Source organism: Herbaspirillum chlorophenolicum (assembly GCF_001189955.1).
Taxonomy (GTDB): Bacteria; Pseudomonadota; Gammaproteobacteria; order Burkholderiales; family Burkholderiaceae_D; genus Herbaspirillum; species Herbaspirillum chlorophenolicum.
Map to the genome: position 1 here is coordinate 1 of NZ_LFLT01000046.1, position 26,840 is coordinate 26,840.

27 protein-coding genes are annotated in these 26,840 nt (G+C 63.1%); 10 read left to right on the forward strand and 17 right to left on the reverse strand.

The window, feature by feature from the left end; genetic code table 11:
- Positions 1-1,323, reverse strand: a 1,323-nt coding sequence (locus tag AKL28_RS20010; RefSeq protein ID WP_050470060.1) for an ATP-binding protein, incomplete at its 3' end; no start/stop codon positions are given.
- Positions 1,299-1,961 carry a response regulator gene (locus tag AKL28_RS20015; protein ID WP_050470062.1) on the reverse strand — a complete coding sequence of 221 codons (663 nt, stop codon included), beginning with the start codon at positions 1,959-1,961 and terminating at the stop codon, positions 1,299-1,301. The genes AKL28_RS20015 and AKL28_RS20010, both read right to left, overlap by 25 nt.
- Positions 1,962-2,208: 247 nt before the next feature.
- Between AKL28_RS20015 and AKL28_RS20020 the strand changes: the two genes are divergently transcribed.
- The 6 genes from AKL28_RS20020 to AKL28_RS24890 all read left to right on the forward strand — a co-directional run bounded on the left by AKL28_RS20020 (position 2,209) and on the right by AKL28_RS24890 (position 9,617).
- Positions 2,209-3,576: a TolC family protein gene (locus AKL28_RS20020; RefSeq protein ID WP_169801814.1), complete on the forward strand. Its 1,368-nt coding sequence runs from the start codon at positions 2,209-2,211 to the stop codon at positions 3,574-3,576.
- The gene (locus AKL28_RS20025; protein WP_082221589.1) at positions 3,569-4,630 is read left to right on the forward strand and encodes an efflux RND transporter periplasmic adaptor subunit; all 1,062 of its coding nucleotides are present in this window, start codon (positions 3,569-3,571) and stop codon (positions 4,628-4,630) included. Before AKL28_RS20020 ends, AKL28_RS20025 begins: the two co-directional genes overlap by 8 nt.
- On the forward strand, positions 4,630-7,710 hold the full coding sequence (locus AKL28_RS20030) for an efflux RND transporter permease subunit (RefSeq protein WP_050470066.1): 3,081 nt from the start codon (positions 4,630-4,632) through the stop codon (positions 7,708-7,710). The genes AKL28_RS20025 and AKL28_RS20030 overlap by 1 nt, the downstream gene beginning before the upstream one ends.
- Before the next feature lie 154 nt (positions 7,711-7,864).
- Entirely contained in the window at positions 7,865-8,485 is a 621-nt protein-coding gene (locus AKL28_RS20035) for an ABC transporter ATP-binding protein (protein WP_050470067.1), read from the forward strand.
- Positions 8,486-8,487: 2 nt separating this feature from the next.
- Entirely contained in the window at positions 8,488-9,282 is a 795-nt protein-coding gene (locus AKL28_RS20040; protein WP_050470069.1) for an ABC transporter permease, read from the forward strand.
- A 164-nt stretch (positions 9,283-9,446) separates the two neighbouring features.
- The gene (locus AKL28_RS24890) at positions 9,447-9,617 is read left to right on the forward strand and encodes a hypothetical protein (protein WP_156484684.1); all 171 of its coding nucleotides are present in this window, start codon (positions 9,447-9,449) and stop codon (positions 9,615-9,617) included.
- A 39-nt stretch (positions 9,618-9,656) separates the two neighbouring features.
- Here the strand turns inward: AKL28_RS24890 and AKL28_RS20050 are convergent, their stop codons facing one another.
- The 9 genes from AKL28_RS20050 to AKL28_RS20090 form a co-directional block, all read right to left on the reverse strand.
- Positions 9,657-10,700: an ABC transporter substrate-binding protein gene (locus AKL28_RS20050; RefSeq protein ID WP_050470072.1), complete on the reverse strand. Its 1,044-nt coding sequence runs from the start codon at positions 10,698-10,700 to the stop codon at positions 9,657-9,659.
- 158 nt (positions 10,701-10,858) lie between these two features.
- Complete coding sequence (locus tag AKL28_RS20055) at positions 10,859-11,143, reverse strand: DUF971 domain-containing protein (RefSeq protein ID WP_050470073.1); 285 nt, start codon at positions 11,141-11,143, stop codon at positions 10,859-10,861.
- Between the two features lie 11 nt (positions 11,144-11,154).
- Positions 11,155-12,123 (reverse strand): HEAT repeat domain-containing protein, encoded by a 969-nt coding sequence (locus tag AKL28_RS20060; protein WP_050470075.1) that lies wholly within the window; start codon positions 12,121-12,123, stop codon positions 11,155-11,157.
- Between the two features lie 9 nt (positions 12,124-12,132).
- Entirely contained in the window at positions 12,133-12,972 is an 840-nt protein-coding gene (locus AKL28_RS20065; RefSeq protein WP_050470077.1) for an ABC transporter ATP-binding protein, read from the reverse strand.
- Between the two features lie 3 nt (positions 12,973-12,975).
- On the reverse strand, positions 12,976-13,815 hold the full coding sequence (locus tag AKL28_RS20070; RefSeq protein WP_050470078.1) for an ABC transporter permease: 840 nt from the start codon (positions 13,813-13,815) through the stop codon (positions 12,976-12,978).
- A gap of 43 nt (positions 13,816-13,858) precedes the next feature.
- Positions 13,859-15,262, reverse strand: coding sequence for an ABC transporter substrate-binding protein (locus tag AKL28_RS20075; protein ID WP_050470079.1), 1,404 nt, complete (start codon positions 15,260-15,262; stop codon positions 13,859-13,861).
- Between the two features lie 36 nt (positions 15,263-15,298).
- Entirely contained in the window at positions 15,299-15,532 is a 234-nt protein-coding gene (locus AKL28_RS20080) for a 4Fe-4S dicluster domain-containing protein (RefSeq protein WP_050470080.1), read from the reverse strand.
- Positions 15,533-15,552: 20 nt separating this feature from the next.
- Positions 15,553-17,286 carry a fumarate reductase/succinate dehydrogenase flavoprotein subunit gene (locus AKL28_RS20085; RefSeq protein ID WP_050470081.1) on the reverse strand — a complete coding sequence of 578 codons (1,734 nt, stop codon included), beginning with the start codon at positions 17,284-17,286 and terminating at the stop codon, positions 15,553-15,555.
- 18 nt (positions 17,287-17,304) lie between these two features.
- On the reverse strand, positions 17,305-18,060 hold the full coding sequence (locus tag AKL28_RS20090; RefSeq protein WP_050470083.1) for a GntR family transcriptional regulator: 756 nt from the start codon (positions 18,058-18,060) through the stop codon (positions 17,305-17,307).
- Positions 18,061-18,346: 286 nt separating this feature from the next.
- Between AKL28_RS20090 and AKL28_RS20095 the strand changes: the two genes are divergently transcribed.
- On the forward strand, positions 18,347-19,330 hold the full coding sequence (locus AKL28_RS20095) for an Ldh family oxidoreductase (protein ID WP_050470094.1): 984 nt from the start codon (positions 18,347-18,349) through the stop codon (positions 19,328-19,330).
- A gap of 46 nt (positions 19,331-19,376) precedes the next feature.
- Here AKL28_RS20095 and AKL28_RS20100 read toward each other — a convergent pair whose 3' ends face one another.
- Positions 19,377-20,156 (reverse strand): HAD-IIB family hydrolase, encoded by a 780-nt coding sequence (locus tag AKL28_RS20100; RefSeq protein WP_050470084.1) that lies wholly within the window; start codon positions 20,154-20,156, stop codon positions 19,377-19,379.
- A 4-nt stretch (positions 20,157-20,160) separates the two neighbouring features.
- Entirely contained in the window at positions 20,161-21,495 is a 1,335-nt protein-coding gene (locus tag AKL28_RS20105) for an LLM class flavin-dependent oxidoreductase (RefSeq protein WP_050470086.1), read from the reverse strand.
- A 298-nt stretch (positions 21,496-21,793) separates the two neighbouring features.
- Between AKL28_RS20105 and AKL28_RS20110 the strand changes: the two genes are divergently transcribed.
- The 3 genes from AKL28_RS20110 (at position 21,794) to AKL28_RS20120 (ending at position 23,465) form a co-directional block, all read left to right on the forward strand.
- A complete protein-coding gene (locus AKL28_RS20110; RefSeq protein ID WP_050470087.1) occupies positions 21,794-22,357 on the forward strand; it encodes a DUF4865 family protein in 564 nt (187 codons plus the stop codon).
- A 339-nt stretch (positions 22,358-22,696) separates the two neighbouring features.
- The gene (locus tag AKL28_RS20115; RefSeq protein WP_050470088.1) at positions 22,697-23,017 is read left to right on the forward strand and encodes a DMT family transporter; all 321 of its coding nucleotides are present in this window, start codon (positions 22,697-22,699) and stop codon (positions 23,015-23,017) included.
- An 88-nt stretch (positions 23,018-23,105) separates the two neighbouring features.
- Complete coding sequence (locus AKL28_RS20120; protein ID WP_050470095.1) at positions 23,106-23,465, forward strand: NADH-quinone oxidoreductase subunit A; 360 nt, start codon at positions 23,106-23,108, stop codon at positions 23,463-23,465.
- Between the two features lie 21 nt (positions 23,466-23,486).
- On the opposite strand, the gene AKL28_RS20125 is transcribed toward AKL28_RS20120, so the two are convergent.
- From AKL28_RS20125 to AKL28_RS20140, 4 genes are all read right to left on the reverse strand, one after another.
- Entirely contained in the window at positions 23,487-24,368 is an 882-nt protein-coding gene (locus AKL28_RS20125) for an L-fucono-1,5-lactonase (protein WP_050470090.1), read from the reverse strand.
- A 68-nt stretch (positions 24,369-24,436) separates the two neighbouring features.
- A complete protein-coding gene (locus AKL28_RS20130; protein WP_082221590.1) occupies positions 24,437-25,246 on the reverse strand; it encodes an SDR family NAD(P)-dependent oxidoreductase in 810 nt (269 codons plus the stop codon).
- A gap of 83 nt (positions 25,247-25,329) precedes the next feature.
- A complete protein-coding gene (locus AKL28_RS20135) occupies positions 25,330-26,469 on the reverse strand; it encodes a sugar ABC transporter permease (protein WP_050470093.1) in 1,140 nt (379 codons plus the stop codon).
- 22 nt (positions 26,470-26,491) lie between these two features.
- The coding region (locus tag AKL28_RS20140; protein ID WP_156226414.1) for an ATP-binding cassette domain-containing protein at positions 26,492-26,840 on the reverse strand (349 nt) is incomplete at its 5' end.

Genomic DNA, 26,840 nt, shown 5'->3' on the forward strand with positions numbered 1-26,840 from the left:
CAGGCCGGCATGTGCGCCGCTGTCTGTTTTCCGGTTGACGAAGGCGAGGCTGGCGTTATTGCGGTCGGCGAGCGTCTTGACGATCGCCAGGCCGAGCCCCGATCCAGATTCGCCGTTGCCCAGGATGCGGTAAAACGGATCGAAGATGCGCTCCATTTCATGTTCCGGGATGCCCGGCCCCGAATCTTCGACCTGAACCACCAGAACCCGGCCCTCCTGGCGCGCCCGCAGGAACAGCCTGCCGCCCGCAGGGGTGTAGCGGATCGCATTGTCGGCCAGATTCTTGATCAGCATCAGCGCATCGAAAAGCTGGCCGGTGAAAATGGCGGATCGCTCGCTGTCGACTTCAACATCGATGCTCTTGGCCTCGGCCGACGGCATCAGGTCTTCCAGCACCTGCTTGAACACATCTTCCATCGCGATGGTCGATACCGGATGGGCGACCGTTTCTTGCGAGCGCGCCATTACCAGCAATTGCTCCAGCAGGGCGCGCATGCGCTGCAAGCCGTGCCGCAGGTCGAGCACGCGCTCCTGCGCCGCGGCCGGCAATTCGATCTTGCGGATATTGTCGGCCTGCAGGGTGAGCGCGGTAAGCGGCGAACGCAGCTCATGCGCGGCATCGGCGACAAACCTTTTTTGCATATCCATCGAACGCTTCACGCGCAACAGCAGGGCGTTGATGGACGCGGTAAAGGGGCGGATCTCAACTGGAACGTCGCGGTCGTCCAGCGCGCTCAGGTCGATATCGCGCCGCTTGTCCAGCTCATTGGAGAGCTGCTTGACCGGCTTGAGCATGGTGCGTACCACCACATTGATCAGCAATATCAGGACCGGTATCAGCGCGGCGAAGGGAAATACCGTGCGCCACGCACTGCTGTTGGCCAGCTCGTCGCGCACATCGGTGCGCTGGCTGACGACCAGCCTGGCACCATCCGGCAAATGGCGGATGAAGATGCGCCAGGTGTAGCGCTGGCCGGACAGGGGCTGCACGCCTTCTGGAAGTCCCGGCGACAGCGACACGTCTTCGTCGAGCAGGCGGAGGCGGTTCTCGCCGGGGGCCAGCACCTGCACGATCACCTGCGACTCGGGGTCTTCGCTCTGTTCGGTGACCTGAGTAATGAGCAGGCCGGTATGCGGCGCTTGCTGCTGCATCAGGCCGGCGATCTGGCGCAACTGGTCGTCCTGGAATTCGTTGGCTTCGTGGAGCGCTCCGCGAAACGAAAAGAAACCGCCGCCCACCGCCGCCGCCAGGATCACGGCCGACAGCCAGAACGAAAGCTGGGCTTGCAGGGAACCGGTTATTTTTCTTTTGAAACCATCCATCCCAGGCCCCTGACATTCTTGATAATGTGGTTACCGAACTTCTTGCGGATGGAATGGATCAGGTATTCCACCGCATTGCTTTCGACTTCCTCGTTCCAGCCGTAGATGCGGTCTTCCAGGTCCTGGCGCGACAGGATGGCGCCGGGACGCAGCATCAATGATTGCATCAGGCTGAACTCGCGCGCCGACAGGCGCTGCGCAACCCCTTCGAAGTTCATTTCCCGGCTGGCCGGATCGAGCCCGATCTCGCCGTTGCTCAGCACCGGGCTGCCGCTGCCGCCGTGGCGGCGGAGCACGGCACGCATGCGCGCCAGCAACTCGTCCATTTCAAACGGTTTGATGATGTAGTCGTCGGCGCCTGCATCCAGGCCGCGGATACGGTCTTCCAGGGCGTCGCGCGCCGTGACGATCAGGACCGGCGTGTCGATCTTGTTGTCGCGCAGATGGCGCAGCACGTGGAAGCCATCCAGCCGCGGCAGGCCGAGGTCGAGCAGGACCAGGTCGTATTGCTGGGTGTTGACCGCAAGCTGGGCCGAACCGCCATCGCCGACGCAATCCACGGCATAAGTCGCGTCCCGCAAGGCTTGTTCGGTCGCCGCTGCGATCATGCGGTCGTCTTCCACCAGAAGTACTCTCACCTTGCCAGTTCCTTAAGATTGTCGGATTGCCTGCTGCGTCAATAGTAGACCAATCCCGCACCACAGCGGGAAAACGCCAGCCGCATATCCAGAACCGACAGCATAGCGCGCCAGACTTAGGGCCGACTGAGGCCGGCCCCGGCCCGGTTGCAGCCACGGGCCTGCTCCTAATTGTTGGCTAATTATCGGTCGTTAAGCTTCGTCGACATTCCCCTGGCCCTGCCACGTTTCGTCCGATTGGATGCCGATGAAAAAACTGCCGCTGACTCTTGCGCTCACCCTGGCCCTTGCCGGGTGTGCCAGCTATCGACCTTTGCCGCTGCATGACCAGCCGACCTGGCTGACGGAAATTCCACACCTTGCCGTTGCAACCGACCGCTTGGGTTTTCCCTCCTTGCCGCCGCACCCGTTTGCTCCCGGCGCCGATGGCCTGGACATGACCGATGTAGCTATCCTCGCAGTCATCAACAACCCGGATTTGCGGTTGGCCCGCGACGATGCCGGCATCGCGCATGCCCAGGCTTTCTCGGCATCGTTGCTGCCGGACCCGCAACTGTCGATGAGTGCGGATTTCAAGCGCCATCCCGATCCCGGCTCCAGCCGCGGCTACACGATTGGCCCCAGCTACGACTTCGGCAGCCTGCTGACGCATTCCGCCCTGGCTTCCGCCGGCCGGCACGATGCCGACAAGGCCGACCTGAACCAGCTCTGGCAGGAGTGGCAAGTCATCGCACAGGCGCGCTTGCTGTATATCCGGATCGTCGAAGGCCAGCGCCTGCTCGATGTCCTGGCGCAGCAGCGGGACTTTCTCGCGCAGCGCGTGGACCAGGTCCAGCAAGCGCTGGCGAAGCAGCTGATCACGCTGGACGTTTCCAATTCGGCATTGACCGCGCTGCTGGATGTGAACAGGCAGACCGCCGATGCCGAGAAGTCGCAGAACCAGTTGCGGCATGATCTCAACACCTTGCTGGGGCTGGCGCCATCGGTGCCGGTGCCGCTGAAGAAAGACGTCGGCCTGCCCGAAATCGACACTGCGGCGATGCAGGCCATCATGCAGCGGCTCCCGGCCCGGCGGCCGGATCTGCTGGCGCTCAAAAGCGGTTACCAGGCCCAGGACAGCCGTTACCGGGCGGCGATCATCGCGCAGTTCCCGGCGCTGAGCATCGGCCTGACCAGGGCGCGGGATACCAGCAACGTGGCGTCGCAAGGCTTCAATATCTCGTTATCCCTGCCCATCTTCAACCGCAACCGGGGCAACATCGCCATCGAAAAGGCGACGCGCCAGCGTTTGCACGACGAATACCAGCAGCGTGTGAATGCGGCTTACACCGACGTTGACCGGCTACTCAAGGAGCAGGACATCAATGCCGGCCAGTTGCACCGCGCGCAGGATGGCTTGCGCCAGATGGAGCGCCAGCGCGCAGCCACGATGCAGGCTTTCGGCGCCGGCAATCTCGATACCCTGGTGCTGATCAATACCGAAGCTTCCTTGCTGGCCAAGCAAATCGAAGCCATCACCCTCGAACAATCCATGCTGGAGCAACGGGTGGCGCTGCTGAGCGTCATCGGCGGCGAGCTTCCGCTCCAATTCAAAGAAAGCGAACACCATGAATAAAAGAAACGCCTATTTGGCCGCATCGCTGGCCACCGTGGTCGCCGGCGCAGCGGCGTTGGGCGGCGTGGCCGGCCGCGTTCACGCCCAGCCGGCGCAGGAGGCCGTCCAGCCGTCCGCGCAGGTGGTGCTGGCGCCGGTGCAGATGAAGCAGATGCACGCGACACTGGCCGCCTACGGCGATGTATTGCCGGGCTCGCTGCAATCGGTCAGCAGCCCATCGTCTGCGCGTATCGCGCGGCTCAATGTGATGCAAGGGCAGTCAGTCAAGCGGGGCGAGGTATTGGCCATGCTGGAGGGCGATCCTGCGGTACAGCTGGCTTATGCGCAGGCAGGTACGGCGCTGCGCCAGGCCAATGCCGACATGGAGCGGATCATCGCGATGCAGAAACTGCAGTTGGCGACGCAGTCGCAGGTCGATGCCGCCGCCAAGGCCAAGGCGGATGCCGAGTCCGGGATGGCGGCGCAGCGGGAGCTGGGCGGCGCGAAGGGCGGGCTGGTGATCCGGGCCGCCGACGATGGCGTGGTGATGGCCTTGACCGCGTTCCAGGGAGACCGCGTCCAGCCCGGCACGCCGTTCATGCAGATCGGCAGCACCGGGAACCTGAAGGTCGTCCTGGGTATCGATCCTACAGACTTGCCCAAGGTACGCAAGGGCATGGCGGTCGGATTGGCCACGCTGGCGGCGCCGGACCGCAGCGTCGCCGGCAAGGTGGCGGAAGTACAGAACATCGTGGATCCGAAAACGCAGTTGGCCAACGTCCTGATCAGGGTGCCGGCCGCCGGCCAGCTGGTGCCTGGCACACGGGTACGTGCGGAGATCGAGCTGGACGGCAAGAACGCCTTTGAAGTCCCGCGTCAGGCCGTGCTGACGGACGCCAATGGCAGTTATGTATTCCAGGTCGGCGGCCATGCAGCGCATCGCATCGCGGTCCGTCCGGTGGTGGACAACGGCCGCACGCTGGGCGTGTCAGGCAGCATCGATCCGGCATTGCCGGTGGTGGTCCAGGGTAATTATGAGCTGGCCGAGGGCATGCACGTCAGGGAGGCCCGATGATGAATATCGGTTCCTGGATACATGCACACCGGCGCTCGATCCTGTTCCTGATCGCCGTGCTGGCCATCGGCGGCCTGATCGCCTCGTTCAATATGCCGACTTCGTTGTTTCCGAACGTCGATTTCCCGCGGGTCGTGGTGTCGCTGGATGCGGGGGACCAGCCGCCCCAGCAGATGGAGTTGCTGGTGACGCGGCCGGTGGAGGAGGCGGTGCGGCGCGTTCCCGGCGTGACGTCGGTGCGCTCCACCACCACACGCGGCTCGGCGGAGATATCGGTCAACTTCGACTGGGGATTGGATATGGCCTCCGCCACGCTGCAGATCAACGCGGCGATGTCGCAGATCGCGTCCCAACTGCCGGCGGGGACGGTCATCCAGACCCGCCGCATGGACCCGACCGTCTTCCCCATCATCGCCTACAGCCTGACCTCCAGCTCGGTCTCGCCGACGCAATTGCGCGATATCGCCGAATACCAGTTGCGCCCCTTGCTCTCCGGCATCAATGGCGTATCGCGTGTGCAGGCCATCGGCGGCGCGCTTGAGGAATACCAGGTCGCGGTCGATCCGCAAAAACTGGCCGCGCGCGGCTTGTCGTCGGATGACGTGGCCCGTGTGCTGGCCGCCAGCAATGTGATCAACGTGGTCGGACGGCTGGAGGACCACTACAAACTGTTCCTGGTCATGGCCGATGCGCGCCTGCAGAACCTGCAGCAGATCGGCGACACTGTGCTGGCCAATGGCGTCAACGGCATCGTGCGCGTACGCGACGTTGCCGCCGTCAGCCGTTCGACCGTGCCGCAGTGGATACGCGTGACCGCCGATGGCCGCGATGCCGTGCTGCTGTCGATCTATCAGCAGCCGGGCAGCAACAGCGTCCAGATCGCCAAGGACGTCAAGGATGCGATCCAGACGCTGCAAGGGCAATTGCCCAAGGGCGTGACGATGGCCAACTGGTACGACCAAAGCCAGCTGGTGACGGCATCGGCATCGAGCGTACGCGACGCCATCCTGATCGGCATCGGCCTGGCTGCCATCGTGCTGCTGGTGTTCTTGCGCAACCTCAAGATCACGCTGATCGCCATCGTGGTGGTGCCCGCCGTGCTGGCGACCACGGTGGTGCTGCTGGCCTTGCTGAACATGAACTTCAACATCATGACGCTGGGCGGCATGGCCGCCGCCGTGGGGCTGATCATCGACGACGCCATCGTGATGATCGAACATATCGTGCGGCGCTTGCATCAGGGGCATGGCGATATCCGCGCAGGCGTGATCAAGGCCGCGCATGAATTCTTCCGGCCGCTGGTCGGCTCCAGCGCCTCGACACTGGTGATCTTCGCGCCGCTGGCTTTCCTGACCGGCGTGACCGGCGCCTTCTTCAAGGCCTTGTCGATCACCATGGCGTCGGGCCTGTTCATCTCTTTCCTGTTCACCTGGCTGGCCGTTCCCATTCTCGCCACCGGGCTGTTGAGCCAAAAAGACGCGCACTACAAGGACCACGGCCGCCTGACCGCATGGTTCCATGCGCGCTATGCCGCCTTGATGCAGCGCCTGCTCAAGCGTCCCGCGCTGGTGCTGCTGGCCATCCTGCCGTTGGCGCTGGCCGGCTTCATCGGATATCAGAAGGTCGGTTCGGGCTTCATGCCGTCGATGGATGAGGGCGGTTTTGTGCTCGATTACTACAGCGAACCGGGTACCGCCGTGACCGAAACCGACCGACTGGTGCGGCAGGTGGAAGCCATCGTCCGCGCCAATCCCAATGTGCAGACGTATTCGCGGCGCACCGGAACGGGCCTGGGCGGCGGCATCAGCGAACCCAACCACGGCGACTTCTTCATTCGCCTGAAACAGGGCAAACGCCAGCCTGTCGACACCGTGATGGAGGACATCCGCAGCCGCATCGAAAACCAGGTGCCGGGTATCCACGTCGAAATGGCCCAGCTGATGGAAGACCTGATCGGTGACCTGACCGCCGTGCCGCAGCCGATCGAAGTCAAGATTTTCTCGGCCGACCCCAGGCTGTTGCCTGAACTGGCCCGCAAGATCGCGGCGCGCATCGGCAAGGTACCGGGGGTGGTCGATGTCAAGGACGGCATCAACCCGGCCGGCGATGCGCTGCAGCTGCGCATCGACCCGATCAAGGCAGCGCAGGAGGGCCTGGACCCGGCAGCCGTGGCCAAGAGCCTTTCCGACGGCCTGGGCGGCAATGTCGCCACCCAGATCATCGAGGGCGTCAAGCCGGTCGGCGTGCGGGTGTGGCTGCCGCCGGCCATGCGCCAGACCGACACCGACCTCGGGCTGGTGACGGTGCGGGCGCCGGACGGGCACTTGGTGCCGCTCAAACGCATCGCCACCATGGAGACGCTCACCGGCCAGGCCGAGATCGCCCGCGAGAACCTCAAGCAGATGGTGGCCGTCACCGGGCGCATCAGCGGGCGCGACCTGGGCTCGGCAGTGGCCGACGTGAAGGCCGAACTGGACAAGGCCGGCATGTTCCCGCAAGGCAGTTATTACCAGTTGGGCGGCCTGTACGAGCAGCAGCGCATCGCGTTCAAGGGCCTGATGACGGTGTTCGCGGCCGCTGCCGTGCTGGTGTTCTTGCTGCTGCTGTTCATGTACGAGAGCTTCCTCATGGCCGGCGTGATCCTGTTCACCTCGCTGATTTCGGTCTCGGCCGTGTTCGTGGGGCTGTCGCTGACCGGTATCGACCTGAACATCTCGGCCATGATGGGCATGACCATGATCATCGGCATCGTGACCGAGGTGGCCATCTTCTATTTCTCGGAGCAGCAGGAAGTCGGCCGCGAGCATGGGCGCATCGACGCCCTGATCGAAGCCGGCAAGAACCGCATGCGGCCCATCGCCATGACGACGCTGGCGGCCATCCTGACCTTGCTGCCGCTGGCATTCGCCATCGGTGAGGGATCCGAAATGCAACAACCGCTGGCCATCGCCATCATCTCGGGCCTGCTGGTACAGTTGCCGCTGGTACTGGTGGTGATGCCGGTCCTGTATCACTGGTTGCGGCGGGGGGATGGAAAAGAGGCCAAGGCACGGCCTAAGTCTGTCCTAAGTCAGCCCTAAGTAAGACAAGGCAAGCTGGGGCGCAAGCCACGTTTATTGATGAAATAAGCTTGGGGGCCTGCTAAATTGAACGTTGGCAGGCCCTGGAGTGCCGGCGGCCATCCGGCCGGACTCTCACTCCCCTGGATAAAAAGAGCATAGAACGCCATGAGACATGAGTATCGAAACTAACCTGAATACACTGCCCGCAAGATTGCAAGCCATCGGCCTGTGCTCCGCCGTGGTCGCGCCGGTTTCCTTTGGCATCGCCGCCGGCGAATGCTTGGCTGTGTCCGGCCGCTCGGGCGTGGGGAAGACGAGGTTGCTGAGGCTGATCGCCGATCTCGACGAAGGCGGCGGCGATGTCATGCTGGATGGCGTGTCCCGAAGCCGCTTCCCGGCGCCGGCATGGCGCCGGGAAGTGATCTACCAAAGCGCGGAACCGGCGTGGTGGCGGCCGAGCGTTGCCGAGCACTTCAAGCCGGAAGAACAGGAGCGGGCCGTGCAACTGGCCGGCAGGCTGGCATTGCCGGCCGACCGCCTCAGTGCGGATATCGCCCAGCTTTCTACTGGCGAACGCCAGCGCGCCGCATTGGTCCGTTCGCTGGCCAGGCAACCCAAGGTCCTGTTGCTCGATGAGCCGACCAGTGCTCTGGATGCCGACAATGTCAGGCGGGTCGAGGCCTTGCTCCAGGCATGCATGAACGACGGCCTCGCCCTGATGCTGGTGACGCATTCGCAAGAACAGGCGGCGCGGCTTGCGCGCATGACGATCCAGGTCGAGCGGAGGCGGTGACGATGGAACCCTTGATGCTTTCATCGGCCGACCTGGCGCTGGCCGCCATATTGGTGCTATGCAATGGCGCCTTGTCGCTCGCGCTTGGTTTGCAGGTACACCGGCCGCTGGCGATTGCTGCCATCAGGATGGTGGTGCAACTGCTGCTGGTCGGGCTGGCCTTGCGCTGGATACTGGAGATCCGCTCGCCGTTGGCGACCGGCCTGGCTGTGGTGCTGATGGTGGCGGCCGCGGCCCGCGAAGTCGCCGCAAGGCCGCGCCGGCGCCTGCGGGGCTGGAGCGGCATGCGCATCAGCGCAACCGTGGTCAGCGCGGCGTCGTTGCTGACGGTGGCGCTGGCGCTGACCACCGCGATCCGGCCCGATCCCTGGTACGACCCGCGATACGCGATACCGCTCATGGGCATTGTGCTGGGCAGCGTCCTCAATTCGGCGAGCATTTCACTGGATGCTTTTTTGTCGGGCATTCATGCTTCAGCAGCCTCGATCGAGGGGCGGCTGGCGCTTGGCGAGCCGAGGAGCGAGGCATTCAAGCCGCATGTCGTGGCCGCCATCCGCAGCGGCATGCTGCCGGTGATCAACCAGATGTCCGCCGCCGGCATCATCACGCTGCCCGGCATCATGACCGGGCAAGTGCTGGCGGGGATGGATGCCCTGGAGGCCGCCAAATACCAGATCCTGCTGATGTTCATCCTGGCCGGCGCCAGCGGCATCGCCACGTTCGGCTGCGCCACGCTGGCCGCATTGCGGGTCACCGATGAACGCCACCGGTTGCGGCTTGACCGGCTCGAATCCTGATTGCTTGACTTGCCTGTGTCGACCAAAGAGTTCGCACAACACAGGCAAGGGATACCTCAAGGCCAACCGCTGTGCACATCCGATTTTTCCAGAAGTTACACCGCCCACGGAACGAACCGGCATCGCAGATTTTCCACGGCAAGCATCGGCATTTCGACTATCGCGTGATTGGCTCCCTGATGGCCGGCGGCTGGTACATGCGGGTGCAGATCCTGAGCAACGGGCGGCGCATCAGGAAATACCGCGACGACACCCGGGCCTATCCCGATTTTGAAAGTCTACGTATCGCCGGCGTGATCATCGCCCACGAGATGATGGCCCGGCTGGATGCGTGAGCGACGTACCCGGACAGAGGCCGGGCAGCTATCGTTCAATCAGTTTCCGCCCTGGGCGTAGGCATCTTCAAAGAAATAATCCTTCCATGAAGCCGGGCGGTGTTTGATCGCGCCCACATCCGCCAGGAACGAGGCCAATTTATACGTGTTCTGGGGCTGCAGGGTGTACTGGACATCCGGCAATGAAATGATCTCCTGGATGAAGCTCACCGGCAATTTGGAATTCTCCAGGCGGACATAGGTGGCTGCCGCTTCGGCCTTATTGTTCTGAACGAATACCAGGGCCTCGGCCAATGCCTTTCTAAGGGCGATGAAAGTCTTGGGATTCTCGCGCTGGAAGCGCTCCGGGGCCCAGAGGATATTGAGGGTGGCAGGCCCGCCAAGAATTTCATAGGACGAAGTGATTTTGCGGATCGCCGGGTCCTTCAGTTCCTGGAACTGGAACGGCGGGCTGGCAAAGTGCGAATTCACTTCCGTCTTCCCGGAGAGCAGCGCCGCCGCAGCTTCGCTATGGGGCAGGCTGACGGTCAGCTCGTCGAAATGGTTGAAATGCTCCTTCCCGTATTTCGCGCTGGCCGCGATCTGCAGCAGCCGCGCATGCAGGGAAATGGTCGTGGCGGGGAGGGCGATACGGTCCTTCGGCCCGAAATCGCCCAGCGTCTTGATCGCCGGATTGCGCGTCAGCAGATAGGTCGGCAGCGAACCCAGCGCAGCGATCGCCTTGATGTTCTGCTTGCCGTAGGTACGGTCCCATACCGTCAGCAGCGGCGGCAACCCGGTGGAGGCCACGTCAAGCGTATTGGACAGGATCGCATCGTTGATGGCTGCACCGCCGGAGAGCTGCTTCCATTCGACGTTGGCCTGGATGCCTTCCTGGCTTGCATATTTCTCGATCAGCTTCTGGTCGCGCACGACATGCAGGAGAATATCGCCGACATCGAATTGGTAGGCGATCCGGATTTGCCCTTCTGCATGGGCCTGGCCCTGGCCCGCGAGCAAGAACATGGCAGGCGCCAGTACCTTCGCAATGCGGGCAAGCCACGGCGTTGGTTTCTTATTGTTGGTCTGATTCGACGTCGGCATCAAAGGCTCCTCTACGTCTGCTGCCGAACTCAGAATAAGTTCCCGTCGCAGCAGAGAAAGCCTGACATGCTATTTGTCATGGATGGGACATTCAAAGAATTTTTACGAAGATCCATAGCCGCTTTTTGCGCTTGACGCGCCGGCGTCGCATCCCGGCGCTACCCGAGCCCTGACAGGAACGGCCAGGGATAGATGCCACGGTCATGGCCGTCGCTGAACACCAGCTGGATGCCGTACTGGCCGACCGGTGCGATGGTGTCCAGCCGGATATCGGCCGCCGGCGCCGGGCCTTGTCCGGTCCGTTGCGCCAGCGCGAGGCAGTCGGCGCAGCGGCAGGCCCGGCGCAAGGCCAGGTGCGATAACTGCTGCCGGCGGCCGTCGTCCCAGTCGATGACCAGCGAGGCGGTGGCAGCATGGTTGGTGATGCGCAGCGGATGCGGCATGGTGGCGGCACTCAGGTCGCGGCGCGGATCTGTTCCAGCGCCAGCCGCACCGACTTGCGTACTTCGGGGTCGGTATCCTGTTCGGCCAGCAGCAATCCGGGCAAGGCCGCGGCGTCGCCGATTTCCCCCAATGCCAGCGCAGATTCCTTGCGCAGGTTGCTGATCTCGTGCCGCAAGGTCACCAGCAGCGGCGCCACGGATTGGCTGTCGCGCAGGCGGCCCAGGCTGCGGGCGGCGCGCAGGCGCACTTGCCAGTAAGGGTCGTCCAGCGCGGAGATCAGTTGCGCCAGTGCGTTGGGCAGGCGCAGCTTGCCCAGTGTCGTCGCCGCTTCCTCCCTGACTTGCCAGGTGGGGTCCTCCAGCGCCGACAACAGTGCCGGCAGCGCCTCTTCTCCCTGGGCGAACCCCAGCGCCCCGGTCGCGGCGCGCCTGACTTCCGGTTCCGGATCCTGCGCGGCCAGCCCCATCAGCGCCGCCAGCGCACGGCTGTCCTTGAGGTAGCCGAGCACGGCCACGGCTTCGCGCCGCACCAGGGCGTCGCCATGCGCCAGCGCTTGCAGCGCCGGTTCGAAACTCTGCGCGACGCGCAGCTCGCGCAGGCCGCGCAGGATGGCGACCAGCACGAAAGGCCGCTCGTCGTAGGCGTGCGCCAGCAATAGCACCGCCGATCCGGCGTGCTTGAGTTCGCTCAACGCATGGGCTGCGGCTTCGCGCACTTCAATGTCCTCGTCGGTCAGCAGCGGCACGATGCCGGCCACGCTGGCTTCGCTCTCGAAAGCTTCCAGCGCGCGCACGGCCTCCAGGCGCACTTCGGCCGAAGTGTCGGCCAGCGCCTCGACCAGCAGCGGTGCGTGTTCGTCGCCGGCCACGTCGATCAGGTCCAGGACCGCGATGCGGCGCACCGCGGCATCGGCATGACGCAGGCGGGTGCGGAATTCTTCGGTTTCATCGTCATGCGTGGCAAAGGCTGCTGCGTTCACTGCGGTTCCTCAAATGGCAAATTGGACTTCGGATGGATTGGCGCCGAGCGGGCTCAGTCTTTCCAGTGGGACGACCTTGGCTTGCGGATGCAGCAGGGCCAAGCAATGGCGCTTGAGTTCGGTGAATCGGGGCGAGGTCACCAGTTCCGGGCCGCGCGGGCGGGGAAAGTCGATAGGGATCTCGTCGATGATGCGCCCGGGGCGGGGGCTCATCACCAGGATACGGTCAGCCAGGAACAATGCCTCGTCGATGTCGTGCGTGATGAACAGGATGGTGGTGTTGATGCGCGCCCACACTTCCAGCAGCAGTTCCTGCATCTTCAGGCGCGTTTGCGCGTCGAGTGCACCGAATGGTTCGTCCATCAGCATCACGCGCGGATGGTTGATCAGCACGCGGGCAATCTCCACCCGCTGCTGCATGCCGCCGGAAAGCTGCGCCGGATAGCTTTGCTCGAATCCTTCCAGCCCGACCAGTGCCAGCAGGTCGCGGGCGCGCGCATGGCGTTCCTTGCGCGGCAGGCCCTTCATCTTCAGGCCGAAGGAGACGTTGTCGATCACCCGCTGCCAGGGGAACAGCGTATGGTGCTGGAACACCAGTCCGCGGTCCGGATGCGGCCCGGCGACGGGCACGCCGTCCACACTGACACGCCCGGCGCTGGGTGCGAGATGGCCCGCGAGCGCGCCCAGCAGGGTCGATTTGCCGCAGCCGGAAGGACCCAGCACGCAGACGAATTCGCCCGGCGCAATAGTGGTGGAGATGTCCTGCAGCGCCTCGAAGCGGCGCGCGCCGGCGCCGAGCTGGATATGCAGGTGGTCGATGGCGATTTCGCCGCTTTGTTTGCTGGTCATGATTTACCTTTGCAGCAGGTACCAGGGCATCAGCAGGTGGCCGATTTGCCTGATCGCGGCGCTGCTGCCCATGCCGAGGATGCCGATGAACATCATGCCGACCACGATATCCGCATAGTTCTGGATGGTGTAGGAAGCCCAGGTGTAATAACCGATGCCGAACTGGCCGGCGATCATCTCGGCGGTGACCAGGCAGAACCAGGCGGTGCCCATGCCGATCGACAACCCGGTAACGATGCTGGGCGCCGCCGCCGGCAGGATCACCTGGGTGAACACCGCGCCGCGGCCGCTGCCCAGGCTGCGCGCCGAGGCAATCAGGCGCGGATCGACGCCTTCCACGCCGTGGATGGTGTTGAGCAGGATGGGGAAGAGGGCGCCGATGAAGGTGATGTAGATCATCGAGATTTCCGACGACGGGAACATCAGGATCGCCAGCGGAATCCAGGCCACTGCCGGGATCGGGCGCAGCAATTCCAGCGGCGGCAGCAGCACGTCCGACAGCCAGCGCAGCCGGCCGATCAGCATGCCCAGCAGGATGCCGGCCGCGGCGGCCACGGCGAAACCGGAGAAGACCCGGGCCAGGCTGGCCGACAGGTGCGACAGCAGCTTGGGCGACTGCGCCAGCGCCCAGGCAGCCGCCAGCACCTCCTGCGGCGCAGGGACGTTCTGGAAGGTGACCAGGCCCAGGTTCACCCGGTGTAGCGATGCCCACTGCCACAGCAGCAGGCAAATGGCTACCGACGCGATGCGCAGCGCATGGCGGGGCCATTGCCCGGCCGGGGCGGCGGGCTCGGCCGATGTCGGGGCGGATGGTTGCACCGGCAATGATGAACTCAGGGTCATGTGATCAGCTTCCTTGTCGTGGTGAAGGAAAGAAGGCGCGGCCTCAGACGGCGCCGGCCTTGGCGGCATTGAAGTCCAGTACCTTGCCGCTGTTCTTCTTCGCCCACGCCTCGGCCGAACTCTTCAACAGGAAGGCGCTGGTTTCGCCCTTGCCCTGCACATACCACGCGTCGGCGGCCAGCAGCTTCAGGCCGGTGTCGCGGTCGTGCGCGTAGACGGTGCGGATCTTCTTGCCGGACTGCTCCAGTTTGCGCGTCTCAGCCAGCGCCGATTCCAGCGTCGCGTAGTGGCGCACCAGCGGCTCGCCCTGCACCCAGATCTGGCCGACGCGCCTGGAGTCCGCGATGGCCTTGCCTGTCAGCGCGTCCTTGGCGTTCAAGGGCGACTTGGCGTAATTCTTCAACTGCGCCTCGTAGTCCAGCCCGGATTGCTTGAAGGCCGTCTTGATGTACTCGTCGTCGACGAAAGTATTCGGATCGAGCTCGGTATCGGTGCGCTTCATGGCCTTGAGCGTGTCGATCGAGGTCTTGACCGCCTGGCGGTATTCCGGCTTCCAGGTGAAGTCGCGCGTCTGCAGGCCGAGCGGGCCGTGGAACAGGTAGTTGACTTCGGCCTCGATGCCGGTGACCTTTTCGATCAGCTCACTGTACTTTTCAGGCTCGGCGGCGATGATGCGGTTGGCCTCGATGGCCGCGCGCAGGTAGGCCACGACAATTTCGGGATACTTCTTCGCATAGTCGGCGTCGACCAGGCTGCCATGGAAGGTCGGCGTGTTGGCTTGCGAGCCGTCGAAGATCTTGCGCGCGAAGCCGCGGTGCGGGAACAGTTCGGCGAACGGCACGAAGTCCGCATGCGCCTCGATCTTGTTGCTCTGCAGGGCGGAACCGGCCACTTCAGGCGCCTGGGTGATGATATTGACGTCCTTCTCGGGATCCCAGCCCTGGTCCTTGACTGCGCGCAGCAGCATGCCGTGGGCAGTGGAGGCGAACGGCACCGAGATGGTCTTGCCCTTCAGTTCGGCCAGCGACTGTACGGCCGAACCCTTGGGCACCACGATGCCGTTGCCGCTGCCGGTAGTGCTGCCCGAGAGCACGGTAATGAAGAGGCTCTTCTTGCCGGCCTTCTGGAAAGCGGCGCCGTTGAACGAGCCGGGGAAGTCGGCCATCGAGCCGATGTCGAGCTTGCCGGCGACCATCTCGTTGGTCAGCGGCGCACCCGAGGTGAAGTTCTTCCACTGGATGTCGTACTGCGCATCCTTGTACTTGCCGTCGTGCGGCAGGTATTTCTCCAGCAGTTTCAGTTCACGGATCAGCAGGCCGCCGGTGGCGCAGTTGATCGTGGTGTCCTGCGTGCCGATGGCGATGCGGATGGTCTCGGCACTGGCCGAGGCGGCAGTCAGCAGCGCCAGGCCGAACAGCGTTGTCGTGATGGTGTTGCGCAATTGCATGGTTTTCCCCAAAGTGATGTCCCGCAGGCTATGTGGTCAGCGCAGCAGGTACGGTATGTCGACATGGACTGCCCCGGTGGGACAGTCCTTCTCACAGGGCATGCAATACCAGCACTCGTCGAACTTCATGTAGGCCTTGCCTTTGTCGAAGTCGATGGCGAGCACGTCGAGCGGGCAGACATCGACGCAGACCGTGCATCCCTTGTCGGCGATGCACTTGTCTTCGTCGATCGTGACGGGGACGTTGGTGATGGAAAAGGCGGTTGGCATTGGGTTGTCCTCACATGGGGTCAGGCGGCGGCCGGCTCTGGTTCTTTTTTCACGCGCAGGTGCCGGTAGGCCGATTTCTCCGTATCGTCCAGCGGCACGATGTAGGGATCGATGGCGCGCTTGAAGCTGACCATGCGGCCGTCCTGTTTCTGCAGTTGCGTATGCACCATCCATTCGGCGTCGTTGCGCTCCGGGTAGTCGACCCGGTTGTGGTACAGGCCCCAGCGGCTCTCGGTGCGGTACAGTGAGGCGCGCGCGGCCATCTCGGCGCAGTCGCGGATGGCGTGGACTTCCATGGCGCGCATCAGCTCGTGCGGGTTGCGCGCCTGCAGGCGCTCCAGGTCTTCGTGGATGGCGTCGAAGCGCTGCAGGCCGATCTCCATCTTGCGGGTGACCTTGGGCGGCTGCAGGTAGTCGTTGACCATGCGGCGCAGCTTGTACTCGACCTGGTTGGGCGGCAGCCCGTCCTGGCGCGCCAGCGGCGCCCAGACGCGCTCGCGCTCGGCGGCGACCTGCAGCTCGTCGACTTCGGCCAGCGGCTTTTCCGCGCAGTAGCGGGCCGCGCCTTCGCCGGCCAGGCGGCCATAGACGAAGGCGCCCAGCATGTAGTTGTGCGGCACGCAGGCCAGGTCGCCGGCGGCATACAGGCCGGGCACGGTGGTCTCGGCATGCTCGTTGACCCACACGCCCGAGGCCGAGTGGCCGCTGCACAGGCCGATCTCGGAGATGTGCATTTCCACCATCTGTTCGCGGTAGTCGGTGCCGCGTCCGGCATGGAAACGGCCGCGGCTGGGCCGCTCGTTGGTGTGCAGGATGGTTTCGATGGTGCTGATGGTTTCCTCGGCCAAGTGGTTCAGCTTGAGGAACACCGGGCCGTTGCCGCCCTGCAGTTCGTTGTAGAACTCCTGCATCATCTGGCCGCTCCAGTAATCGCATTCGATGAAGCGTTCGCCGTGGCTGTTGGTCGTGAAACCGCCGAAGGGCCCGGTGACGTAGGCGCAGGCCGGGCCGTTGTAGTCCTTGATCAGCGGATTGATCTGGAAGCATTCGATGCCCGACAGCTCGGCGCCTGCGTGGTAGGCCATGCTGTAGCCGTCGCCGGCGTTGGTCGGGTTCTCATAGGTGCCGAACAGGTAACCGGAAGCCGGCAGGCCCAGGCGTCCGGCCGCACCGGTGGACAGCACCACGGTCTTGGCGCGCACCACATGGAAGTCGCCGGTGCGGCAGTCGAAGGCCATGGCGCCGGCGATGCTGCCGTCGCCGGCCGTCAGCAGGCGCGTGGCCACCAGCCGGTTGGTGATCTCCACCCGGGCGCGCTTCAGGCGCCGGTACAGCACCTTCTTGATGTCATGGCCCTCGGGCATCGGCAGCACATAGGTGCCCATGTGGTGCACCTTGCGCATGGCGTAGTCGCCGGTCTCGTCCTTCTCGAACTTCACGCCCCAGCGGTCCAGCTCCTCGATCATCGAGAAGCTGTTCTGCGCATAGGCCATCACCGCCTTCTGGTTGACGATGCCGTCGTTGGCGATGGTGATTTCCTTCACATACTGCTCGGGCGTGGCAAATCCCGGCACGATGGCGTTGTTCAGGCCGTCCATGCCCATCGAAATGGCGCCGCTGCGCTTGACGTTGGCCTTCTCGAGCAGCAGCACGCGCAATTGCGGGTTGGCCTCCTTGGCTTTGGCCGCGGCCATCGGTCCGGCGGTGCCGCCGCCGATCACCAGGACATCGACTGTCTGGACATGCGTCTGCATGGCGTTTCCTTTCTGTGGTCAGGCGACGTTTTCCGGCCGGCGCGAGATGCGCAGGTGGTACTGGAAGGTTTCGCCGCGGAAGTAGAGATATTCGAAATCGAAAGGCTTGCCATCCGCCGTATAGGTCAGGCGCTCGATGCGCAGCAGGGCGGTGCCTTCGCTCACTTGCAGTGCTTCGGCCAGCTTGCCGTCGGCCACCACCGCGCCGATCTGCAGGTCGGCATGGCCCAGCGGGATGCCGAAGTCGTTCTCGAAGATCAGGAAGATGTCGCGGTTGCTCAGGTCTTCATTGCGCAGGCGCTCGCCCAGCGTCTCCGGCAGGTAGGTGATTTCCAGCGACACCGGCTCGCGGTTGAGGTGGCGGATGCGGCGGATCTCGGCCACCGCGGTTCCAGGCTCCACGCCCAGGCGCTCGGCTACTTCCGGCGTGGCCGGCAGGGTACGGTGGCCGATCACGCGGTTGTAGATCTCGTAGCCCTTGCGGGTCATCGCCTCGGCAAAGCCTTCCAGCCGCGTCAGTTCCTGCGCGGCCTTCTTCTTGGCCACGAAGGTGCCCTTGCCGGCGATCTTGAAGATCACGCCTTCGCGCTGCAGGTCCGACAGGGCCTGGCGCACGGTGATGCGGCTTACGCCAAAGACGGCGCCCAGTTCGCTCTCCGACGGCAATTGCGCGTGGGCGGCATAGGTGCCGTCGAGGATGCGTTCGCGCAGCCTGTCCTTGACCTGGACATACAGCGGCACCGGCGAGGGCGCGATGATTTCGAAGACGGACATGACGTTCCCTGATGGACTGGTTCGGCTCGACGCCAACCTGTCATGACAGGTATTGATCGATTGGATGCGCCGATATTACGGCGCATCATTCCAGCCTGGAACGAAGCATTTCGCAGTTGTATATGAGGAAAATCTCTGCCGGCGATGCGGATATGTTTTTGCTCGCTATCGGCATCGAACAATGGCTCGACCGGCTGAGTCAAGAGATGGCATCGGTTGCCCCACTGTTCGGATCGAAGGTAAGCTCCGGTATGGCCCGGCCGGGCTTAAAAAATACGGGGAGATCATGAAACTCAATGTGGAAGAGGCGACGGGACTCGCCCGTAAGGCGGCCATGTCTGCCGGCGCGAATGAAAAGATTGCCGCATCATTGGCCAATGCGACTGTCGCGGCCGAGGTTTCCGGCCGCCCGGCAGTCGGTTTTGCTCACTTGCCGGATTACCTCGAAGGTTTTGCGAGCGGCCGTATTTCCTGCGATGCCCAGCCGGATATCGACTTTCCAACGGCCGCCACGATCCGCGCCGACGCGAAAAATGGCATTGCCCAATTGGGTTTCGATTTGTGTTTTGACCGGCTGGTTGATCGTGCCAAACAATATGGCGTGGCATTGTTCTCGCAATCCAATAGCTATACGGCCGGCGAGCTTGGCTACTACACCCGGCGGCTTGCCGGAGCGGATCTGGTCAGCATCGCGGTATCGAATGGGCCTGCGCTGGTAACGACGATGGAATCCCGCCAGCCGGTTTTCGGCACCAATCCGTTCTCCTTCGGCGCACCGGTTGCCAACGGATTCCCCCTGGTGATCGACCAGGCATCCAGTGCGACGGCCTTCGTGAACGTTCGGGACGCCGCATCCCGCGGTGAGCCCATCCCCGATGGCTGGGCCCTGGACCGGCAAGGCATTGCCACGACAAACGCCCAGGATGCCTTGACGGGGATGCTGTTGGCGTTCGGCGGCGCCCGGGGCGCCAATATCGCGCTGCTGGTGGAAGTCCTCGCCGCCGGCGTGACGGGAGCAAATTGGTCCATCGATGCGCCATCCTTTGAACAAGGAGAGGCATCCCCGGGTGTCGGGCTATTTGTCGTCGCCATCGATCCGAAAGTTTTCGCTCCGGATTTTCCTGCGCGGCTGGCCAGCCAAATCGACCGGTTGATTGCCAAAGGGCTTTATGTGCCCGGTCGTGGACGGAAAGCGGATGACATCGTTCTCAAGCTTTCCGTGCTGGACGCTATCCGCCGGTATTTCCCCTCCGGTGATGTCGCCGTGTAACCGGAGAAGACGCGCTTGATGGAGAACAGGCCGGTCCAGAGGAATGTCAGGAATGCCGGTCTTCGAGAATCGCCTGTGCGAATTCCACGAATCCGGCTCCGCCCGGATTTTCAGTGATCCAGGCCGGCGCCTTGGGCAGTTGGCCGGCACATTGCCGCACCGTGGACACGCCTACCGTGTGGCGATAGTGCGCGAACATCGGCGCATCGTTGAGCGAGTCGCCGCTGTAGGCCAGCGTCTCCTGCGCTTGTGTTTCGCCGACCGCGTATTCTTCTTCCAGCACCTTGCGCGCTGCGGCCAGCTTGTCGTAGCCGCCGATCCATCCCAGCACCCACAGGTTGTTGACGGTAACGTCCAGTCCCGCCTCGCGCATGGCGGCGGCCAGTTCGCGTTCCAGGCCGGCGTCGCTGTTGCGCGCGAAGGCCAGGCTGGTCTGGCGGAACGGCTGGTCGTCGGCCAGCGTAGCCGCAGCAATCCGGCGGCGGATGCCTTCTCCTTTATCCAGCAACTGCTGCATCACGGCGGCCGTGTAGTCGCCATGCCAGAAGCTGCGTGCCAGGCCATGCTGTCCATCCCGCCGGAAGAAGAAGCCGCCGTTTTCGCCGATCACTCCATCTACCGGCCACATGCGCGCCATCTGGTCGCACCAGCCGGCCGGCGCCGCAGTGACCGGGATCACGCGGATACCGGCCTGCTGCAGATCCTCCAGCGCCTGGTAAGTCGCGGCGGACAGGCGTCCCTGATAGGTCAGCGTTTCGTCCATGTCGGTCAGGACGAAACGCACGCCGGCGAAAGTGCGCGCAGGCCGCTGATGCAGATTTCTCATCGGTTCATCCCGCTGCCGCAGGATGGGCAGGGCGCTGCAGCCCCAAATGTTCGCGCAGCGTTCGTCCCGCGTATTCGGTACGGAACAGGCCGCGCCGGCGCAACTCCGGCAGCACCAGCGCGATGAAGTCCGTCAGCCCGGCAGGATGCGCCCACGACATGATGTTGAAACCGTCGGCGCCGCCATTCCTGAACCAGGATTCCATCAGGTCGGCGATATCGGCGGGCGTACCGACCACCTGCAGGTGGCCGCGCGCACCGGCGATGCGCAAGTAGGTCTGGCGGATGGTCAGGCCCTCGCGCCGCGCCAGGTCGACCATCAATTGCTGGCGGCTGCGGGCGCCGTTGGTCGGCGGCAGTTCCGGCAACGGGCCGTCGACCGGGTAGGGCGACAGGTCGAAGCTGACCATCTGCGACAGCAGCGCCACACCGACCACGGTGGGGATCAGTTCCTGCAGATACTGGAATTTCTCTTCGGCTTCGGCGCGCGTGGGCGCCACTACCGGGAAGATGCCCGGCATGATCCTGATCGCCTCCGGCGCGCGCCCGTAGGCTGCAGCGCGGTGCTTGATGTCGGCGTAGAAGCCGTGCGCCTCGTCGAAGGTCTGGTGCGCCACGAACACCACATCGGCAGTGCGCGCCGCCAGGTCGCGTCCGGCTTCCGAGGCGCCGGCCTGTACGATCACCGGCTGCCCCTGCGGCGAACGCGAGACGTTGAGCGGGCCGCGCACCGAGAAATGCTTGCCCTTATGGTTCAGCACATGCAGCTTTTCCGGATGGAAGTACAGGCCGCTGTCCTTGTCCCGCACGAAGGCGTCATCTTCCCAGCTGTCCCACAGGCCGGTCACCACCTGATGGAATTCTGCCGCGCGTTCATAGCGCTGTGCATGGTCGATATGCTGGTCGAGATTGAAGTTCTCGGCCTCGCCATCGCCGCTGGAGGTCACCAGGTTCCAGCCGGCGCGCCCGCCGCTGATCTGGTCCAGCGAGGCGAACTTGCGGGCCACGTTATAGGGCTCGTTGAAAGAGGTGGAGGCAGTGGCGATCAGGCCGATGCGTTCGGTCACCGCAGCCAGCGCCGAGAGCAGCGTCAGCGGTTCGAACTGGTCGGCGCGCGCGGTACGCGACAGCGAGGGCAGGTTGCGATTGCGCACGCCCACCGAATCGGAGATGAAGATGGCATCGAATTTTGCGTCTTCGGCCTGCCTGGCCAGGCTGACGTAATGGGCGAAATTGCTGCCGGCATCGGCCTGTGCCGCGGGGTGGCGCCAGCCGGCGATGTGGTGGCCGGTCTGCATCAGGAAGGCGCCGAGCGCGAGTTGGGAGTGGGATACGGTCATGGGGTAATAGATGGTGTTCCTGGGCTACGGTTGCCGCGCAAAAGTGGGGGCGTGGACTTGCATGCTCGCCAGCCGGCGAGATGATGGTAAGGCAGATGCCCCGATGCCTTTGCGCTGTTTTCGACTGAGCTTATGCGCTTTCCGAATGAACGAGCGGCAGGCAGCGCCATCATTGAAGAAGCTGATCGCAGAAATATGATTTCAGGTCTGGTCAGGGCCGGAAGGGCGGACTAAGTTAAATGGCCCAGGCATCGTGTTGACGAAGCCTTCTTTTTTCCCCACCAGAGAACCGACGACCATGATCATCGCCCAATACGAACACCGTCTTCCCGCCGATTACGACCTCGACATCATCCGCCACCGCGCCGCTGCCCGCGGCGGGCTCTGGGACGATGTGCCGGAACTGTACTTCAAGGCCTTCCTGCTGCGCGAAGCGGGCAAGCATGGCGCCAACGCGCACAGCTATTCCTCGCTGTACCTGTGGCGCCATGAGGCGGCTTTCACCGATTTCATCTCCAGCCGCTTCCGCTCGGTGATCGACAGTTTCGGCCGCCCGGGCATACGTACCCGCTTCGCGCTGGATGCGCGCAAAGGGCAGGGGAGCATTGCCCGCCTGGCCTACCGGCAAGAAATCGATATTGCGCAGGATGCCGACCTGGCCGAAGTGCTGGCAGCCGAAGCGGCGCGCAATCGCGAGGCTGCGATCCGGCCCAGTGTAGTGGCTGCTGCAGTCGGTGTAGACGTGAATCAATGGCGCATCACACGCGTCTACTTGTCGGAAGGCGAACTGGATTTGCCTGGCGCTACGGCGTATCAGGTGCTGTACCTGGCCCGTCCCTTGCTGGGTGAACTGCCGGGCTGAGGCTCATGCTGCTGATTTCTCATGTTTGCGCCGGCGAATACCTTGTTGCGGAATCCGGCGCATGCCTGGTGTTGGCCGGCTTGCTACCTCATAGGCGACAAGCGGCCGCCACCGGCCAGATCAGCGGGCCTTTTGGCTTATCAGCACGGGATCAACTTCGTTGCGAAGTTTGATCTGCGCAATGCAAGCACTGGACATTGCGGTTCAAGCTGAATACACTTCGGAACTATCTGCCGCGTTGTTATATTTTTCAACAATGCAAAGAGTGCAACTTGGAGGACGACCTCCCCATCTTGGGCAAACTTTCAGGGACGACCCTGAGCTTGAGAGGAGAGCCATATGGCTTGGGTAATGCTGCTCGTCGCAGGTCTTCTGGAAGTCATCTGGGCTTATTCGATGAAATTGTCGGATAGCTTCAGCAAACCAATCCCATCTTTAATAACCATCGTGACGATGATTGCAAGTTTCGGCTTGTTGTCGATGTCCATGCGTACGCTTCCCCTCGGCACCGCTTACACGATTTGGACCGGCATCGGCGCCGTCGGTGCATTTGTCGTGGGTATTGTCGTCTTGGGAGAGCAAGTCAGCGTACTGCGTATCGCCGCGGCAGTACTGATTGTGGCTGGCCTGGTGATGATGAAACTCTCCAGTTCGCACTAGGCGAACTTCCCTCCGTAAAAGTCCTCCCCTTAAGCCAGCGGCAATGATGCGCCATGTGCTTCCGGACGCATTCCTTTCACGAAACGCCATGCATCTCGAAAACTACTTCCCTGTATTGATGTTCATTGTTGTCGGCCTTTTTGTCGGTGTTGTTCCTCAGGTACTGGGGAAACTGTTAGGGGCCAACAAACCGGATCCCCAGAAGACGTCGCCTTACGAATGCGGATTCGAAGCGTTTGAAGACGCTCGCATGAAGTTCGATGTCCGCTTTTACCTGGTCGCCATTCTTTTTATTCTTTTCGACATTGAGGTCGCATTCCTGGTGCCGTGGGCTTTGGCACTGGATGAAATTGGAACCGTTGGTTTTGCTGCGGCAATGATCTTCCTGGGCATCCTGACCATCGGCCTTGCATTCGAATGGAAAAAAGGCGCGTTGGATTGGGATTGATGAGAGTGCCTGAATCCCCAGTCAGGACGTCAACCCGTACACCGTGGCCGAAGTTTCTCCCCAAAGCGCATCCTGCTCAGTGACCGACAACCGCGTTTGCGCCCATTCTCGGGTCACCGAAACCACTTTGGAATAGGACGCGGCGAGCAAGCAAACCGGCCAGTCCGAGCCAAACATGAGCCGTTGCGGCCCGAAGAATTCCAATGCGGTATTCAGGCAAAGCAAGATATGGTCGAAGTCGCGCAGGCACAATCCGCGCATCCAGTCGGCTTCCGTGACCAGGCCGGAGAGCTTGCAGGTGACGTGAGGCATGGCGGCCAATTCCCGCACTTCCTCGCGCCAGCGTTCGAATGCGCCCTTGTTCTTGCGGAATTCCTTCAGTGCCGGTTTGCCCAGATGGTTGAGCACCAGCCAATGCTTATCATGGCGGGCGCAGAAAGCCCGGATAGAGGAGAGCTGGCGCTCATGCACCAGTACGTCATAGACGTATTGCCGGTCTTGCAGCCAGCGGATTCCCTCGTTGAACTGCGGCTGCGCCAGGAATGCCGAGGGATCGGTCTCGTCCTGGATCTGGTGGCGAAATCCCAGGAGCTTGTTGCGTCCCCATTGCTCGACATGCTCTGCCAATTCAGGCGACGAGATATCTTCCCAGCCGATGACGCCTGCGATGCAACGATCCTGCCGCGCCAGTCCCAGCAGAAATGCAGTCTCATCGCGGCCGGCACGTGCCTGCACCGTAATCGATGCATGCAGGCCATGCGCTTCGAGCAGCGGCTGGAACTGGTAAGGCAGCCGGTCTTGCGCCAGCAGGTCCATATCGGTGCCTATCCAGGGATAGTCTTCCGAGCGATAGTGCCAGAAATGCTGGTGCGCATCGATGCGCAGCGGTTTTTTCGCGTTCATGGGGAAGGTTCCACACGATGGCTGGTGAGAAAGTCGGGGTAGGTGATCATCATTAAGGGGTGTCCGCATCAGGCGCCGAGCCAGCCGGCATCGACGAAGTAGTTGCGCCCGGTGCATTTGGCTGCGCTATCGGATGCCAGGAACAGCGCCAGCGCCGCGACGTCATGCGGTTCGATGCGCCCGGCCAGGCATTGCGACGACAAAATATTGGCTTCTTCCTCCGGGTTGTGCCACAGCCGTGTCTGGCGCGGCGTGCGAACGGCGCCGGGGAGGATGCAGTTGACGCGGATGTTGTGTGCGCCAAGGTCGCGCGCCAGGCCGTGCGTAAGTCCTTCGATGGCGGCTTTGGCCGTCATGTAGAGCGACAGGTTGGGCAGGCCGAGATGCCACGAAATGGAACCGAAGTTGAGGATGACTCCGCGGCCTTGTTCGCGCATGCCGGGCGCGACCGCCTGTGCGCAAAAGAACTGGTGGCGCAAGTTGACGGCCATGCGCTCGTCCCAGTAGGCGGGGCTGACATCGGCAATCGTATGACGGTCATCGTTGGCGGCGTTGTTGACCAGGATATCCACCGCGCCGGCCGTCTCCCCGATGTGGGCAAATGTGGCGGCCAGCGCATCCAGGTCGCGCAGGTTGCAGTACAGGAAGGTGGGCGGGAAGACCGAATCTTTCAACGATGCTTCCAGCGCGCGGGATTCCTGATCCGCAATGTCGAGAAAGAAGACTTTCGCCCCTTGTTCGACGAAGGCTGTCACCAGCGCGGCGCCGATGCCGGTACCGCCACCGGTGATGACGACGCGCTTGCCGGCCAGGCTGGGGTAAATGGCATGCTCCATGGCGCCGGCGGAAGTCGATACGGGTTGAGCTGATGCGGTCATGCTGAGGTACTCCGAAAATAGGGTGAAACACCAGCCGAGCTACGACTGGCAAGAAATGAATAAAAAGCGCAAATGCCGGATGATCAACGTCCCGAACGGGTACTGACGTCTACCCAGACGGCCAGCACCAGAATGCTGCCCTTGACGATCATCTGCCAATAGGTGCCGACGTCCAGCATCGACATGCCGTTGTCCAGGCTGGCCATCACCAGTGCGCCGATCAGCGCGCCGTAGATGGTGCCCGAGCCGCCGCGCATGGACGTGCCGCCGATGAAGCACGCCGCGATGGCATCGAGCTCGCCCATGTTGCCGGCCGATGGCGAACCGGCGGCCAGGCGCGCGGTATTGACCAGCCCGGCCAGCGCGCACATCACGCCCATGATGCCGAACACCCAGAGCTTGACCGCCTGCACGTTGACGCCGGACAGGCGTGTGGCTTCCATGTTGCTGCCCACCGAATAGATGCGGCGGCCGAATACGGTTTGCGTGGTGATGTAGCTGAACAGGCCCAGCAGCGCCAGCAGCATCAGCACCGGAACCGGGATGCCGTCATAGCTGTTGAGCGTACGCACGAAGGCCAGCAGTACGGCACCGATGACCAGTACCTTCACCGCATCGCGCCACAAGGCCGGCACCGGCAGCGCGTGGCGTGTGCGGTTGACGCGCTGGCGCCATGTCAAGGCCAGCGTCAGGGCGAACAGGATCACCAGCAGCCCAAGGCCCAGTTGCGGCGGCAGATAGCCTTGACCCAGATACACCAGGTTGTCCGACACCGGCGCGATCGTCAGGCCACCGGTCACACCCAGCAGCACGCCGCGAAATGCCAGCATGCCGCCCAGGCCGACGATGAACGAGGGAATCCGCTTGTAGGCGGTCAGGTAACCGCTGAACAGCCCAAACACCAGGCCCAGCAGCAGCACCAGCGGCAGACTGAGCGCCAGCGGCAGGTGGTAAGTCACATCCAGGATGGCCGCCACGCCACCGAGCAGGCCGAGCAGCGAGCCGACCGACAAATCGATTTCGCCGGCAATGATGACCAGCACCATGCCGCAGGCCAGGATGCCGGTGACGGCCATCTGGCGCAGCAGGTTGGACAGGTTGCGGGGCGTCACGAAGCCGCCGTCGGTCTGCCAGCTGAAGAATGCCCAGATGATGGCGATGGCAATGAGTAGTGCAATGATTTTGTAGCGGCCGAAAATCTGCTTGATGTTCGCTGTTGTCATACTGAATTCCCGATTGTTTTATTTATGAGGCAGCGGTTTGCGCCGCCTGGTGTTGCGTCGATTGGTTGATGGCAGCCGCCAGCACCGTCTCTTGCGTCAGGTGTTCATTGACGAAGTCGCCGCGCAGCTTGCCTTCGCCGATGACCAGCACACGGTCGGACACGCCCAGCACTTCCGCCAGCTCGGACGACACCATGATGATGGCCACCCCTTGTTTGGCCAGCGCCGCGATGAGCCGGTAGATTTCCGCCTTGGCGCCGACATCGACGCCGCGCGTAGGCTCATCGAGAATGAGCACTTTGGGTTGCGCCAGCAGCATTTTCGCCAGCACGACCTTTTGCTGATTGCCGCCCGAGAGGCCGGTGATGGGC

Bases quoted from the DNA above. Each gene is read 5' to 3' on its own strand.
- AKL28_RS20020 (WP_169801814.1), top strand. From the start codon at position 2,209: ATGAAAAAACTGCCGCTGACTCTTGCGCTCACCCTGGCCCTTGCCGGG.
- AKL28_RS20025 (WP_082221589.1), top strand. From the start codon at position 3,569: ATGAATAAAAGAAACGCCTATTTGGCCGCATCGCTGGCCACCGTGGTC.
- AKL28_RS20030 (WP_050470066.1), top strand. From the start codon at position 4,630: ATGAATATCGGTTCCTGGATACATGCACACCGGCGCTCGATCCTGTTC.
- AKL28_RS20035 (WP_050470067.1), top strand. From the start codon at position 7,865: ATGAGTATCGAAACTAACCTGAATACACTGCCCGCAAGATTGCAAGCC.
- AKL28_RS20040 (WP_050470069.1), top strand. From the start codon at position 8,488: ATGGAACCCTTGATGCTTTCATCGGCCGACCTGGCGCTGGCCGCCATA.
- AKL28_RS20050 (WP_050470072.1), bottom strand. From the start codon at position 10,700: ATGCCGACGTCGAATCAGACCAACAATAAGAAACCAACGCCGTGGCTT.
- AKL28_RS20055 (WP_050470073.1), bottom strand. From the start codon at position 11,143: ATGCCGCATCCGCTGCGCATCACCAACCATGCTGCCACCGCCTCGCTG.
- AKL28_RS20065 (WP_050470077.1), bottom strand. From the start codon at position 12,972: ATGACCAGCAAACAAAGCGGCGAAATCGCCATCGACCACCTGCATATC.
- AKL28_RS20070 (WP_050470078.1), bottom strand. From the start codon at position 13,815: ATGACCCTGAGTTCATCATTGCCGGTGCAACCATCCGCCCCGACATCG.
- AKL28_RS20075 (WP_050470079.1), bottom strand. From the start codon at position 15,262: ATGCAATTGCGCAACACCATCACGACAACGCTGTTCGGCCTGGCGCTG.
- AKL28_RS20080 (WP_050470080.1), bottom strand. From the start codon at position 15,532: ATGCCAACCGCCTTTTCCATCACCAACGTCCCCGTCACGATCGACGAA.
- AKL28_RS20085 (WP_050470081.1), bottom strand. From the start codon at position 17,286: ATGCAGACGCATGTCCAGACAGTCGATGTCCTGGTGATCGGCGGCGGC.
- AKL28_RS20090 (WP_050470083.1), bottom strand. From the start codon at position 18,060: ATGTCCGTCTTCGAAATCATCGCGCCCTCGCCGGTGCCGCTGTATGTC.
- AKL28_RS20095 (WP_050470094.1), top strand. From the start codon at position 18,347: ATGAAACTCAATGTGGAAGAGGCGACGGGACTCGCCCGTAAGGCGGCC.
- AKL28_RS20100 (WP_050470084.1), bottom strand. From the start codon at position 20,156: ATGAGAAATCTGCATCAGCGGCCTGCGCGCACTTTCGCCGGCGTGCGT.
- AKL28_RS20105 (WP_050470086.1), bottom strand. From the start codon at position 21,495: ATGACCGTATCCCACTCCCAACTCGCGCTCGGCGCCTTCCTGATGCAG.
- AKL28_RS20110 (WP_050470087.1), top strand. From the start codon at position 21,794: ATGATCATCGCCCAATACGAACACCGTCTTCCCGCCGATTACGACCTC.
- AKL28_RS20115 (WP_050470088.1), top strand. From the start codon at position 22,697: ATGGCTTGGGTAATGCTGCTCGTCGCAGGTCTTCTGGAAGTCATCTGG.
- AKL28_RS20120 (WP_050470095.1), top strand. From the start codon at position 23,106: ATGCATCTCGAAAACTACTTCCCTGTATTGATGTTCATTGTTGTCGGC.
- AKL28_RS20125 (WP_050470090.1), bottom strand. From the start codon at position 24,368: ATGAACGCGAAAAAACCGCTGCGCATCGATGCGCACCAGCATTTCTGG.
- AKL28_RS20130 (WP_082221590.1), bottom strand. From the start codon at position 25,246: ATGACCGCATCAGCTCAACCCGTATCGACTTCCGCCGGCGCCATGGAG.
- AKL28_RS20135 (WP_050470093.1), bottom strand. From the start codon at position 26,469: ATGACAACAGCGAACATCAAGCAGATTTTCGGCCGCTACAAAATCATT.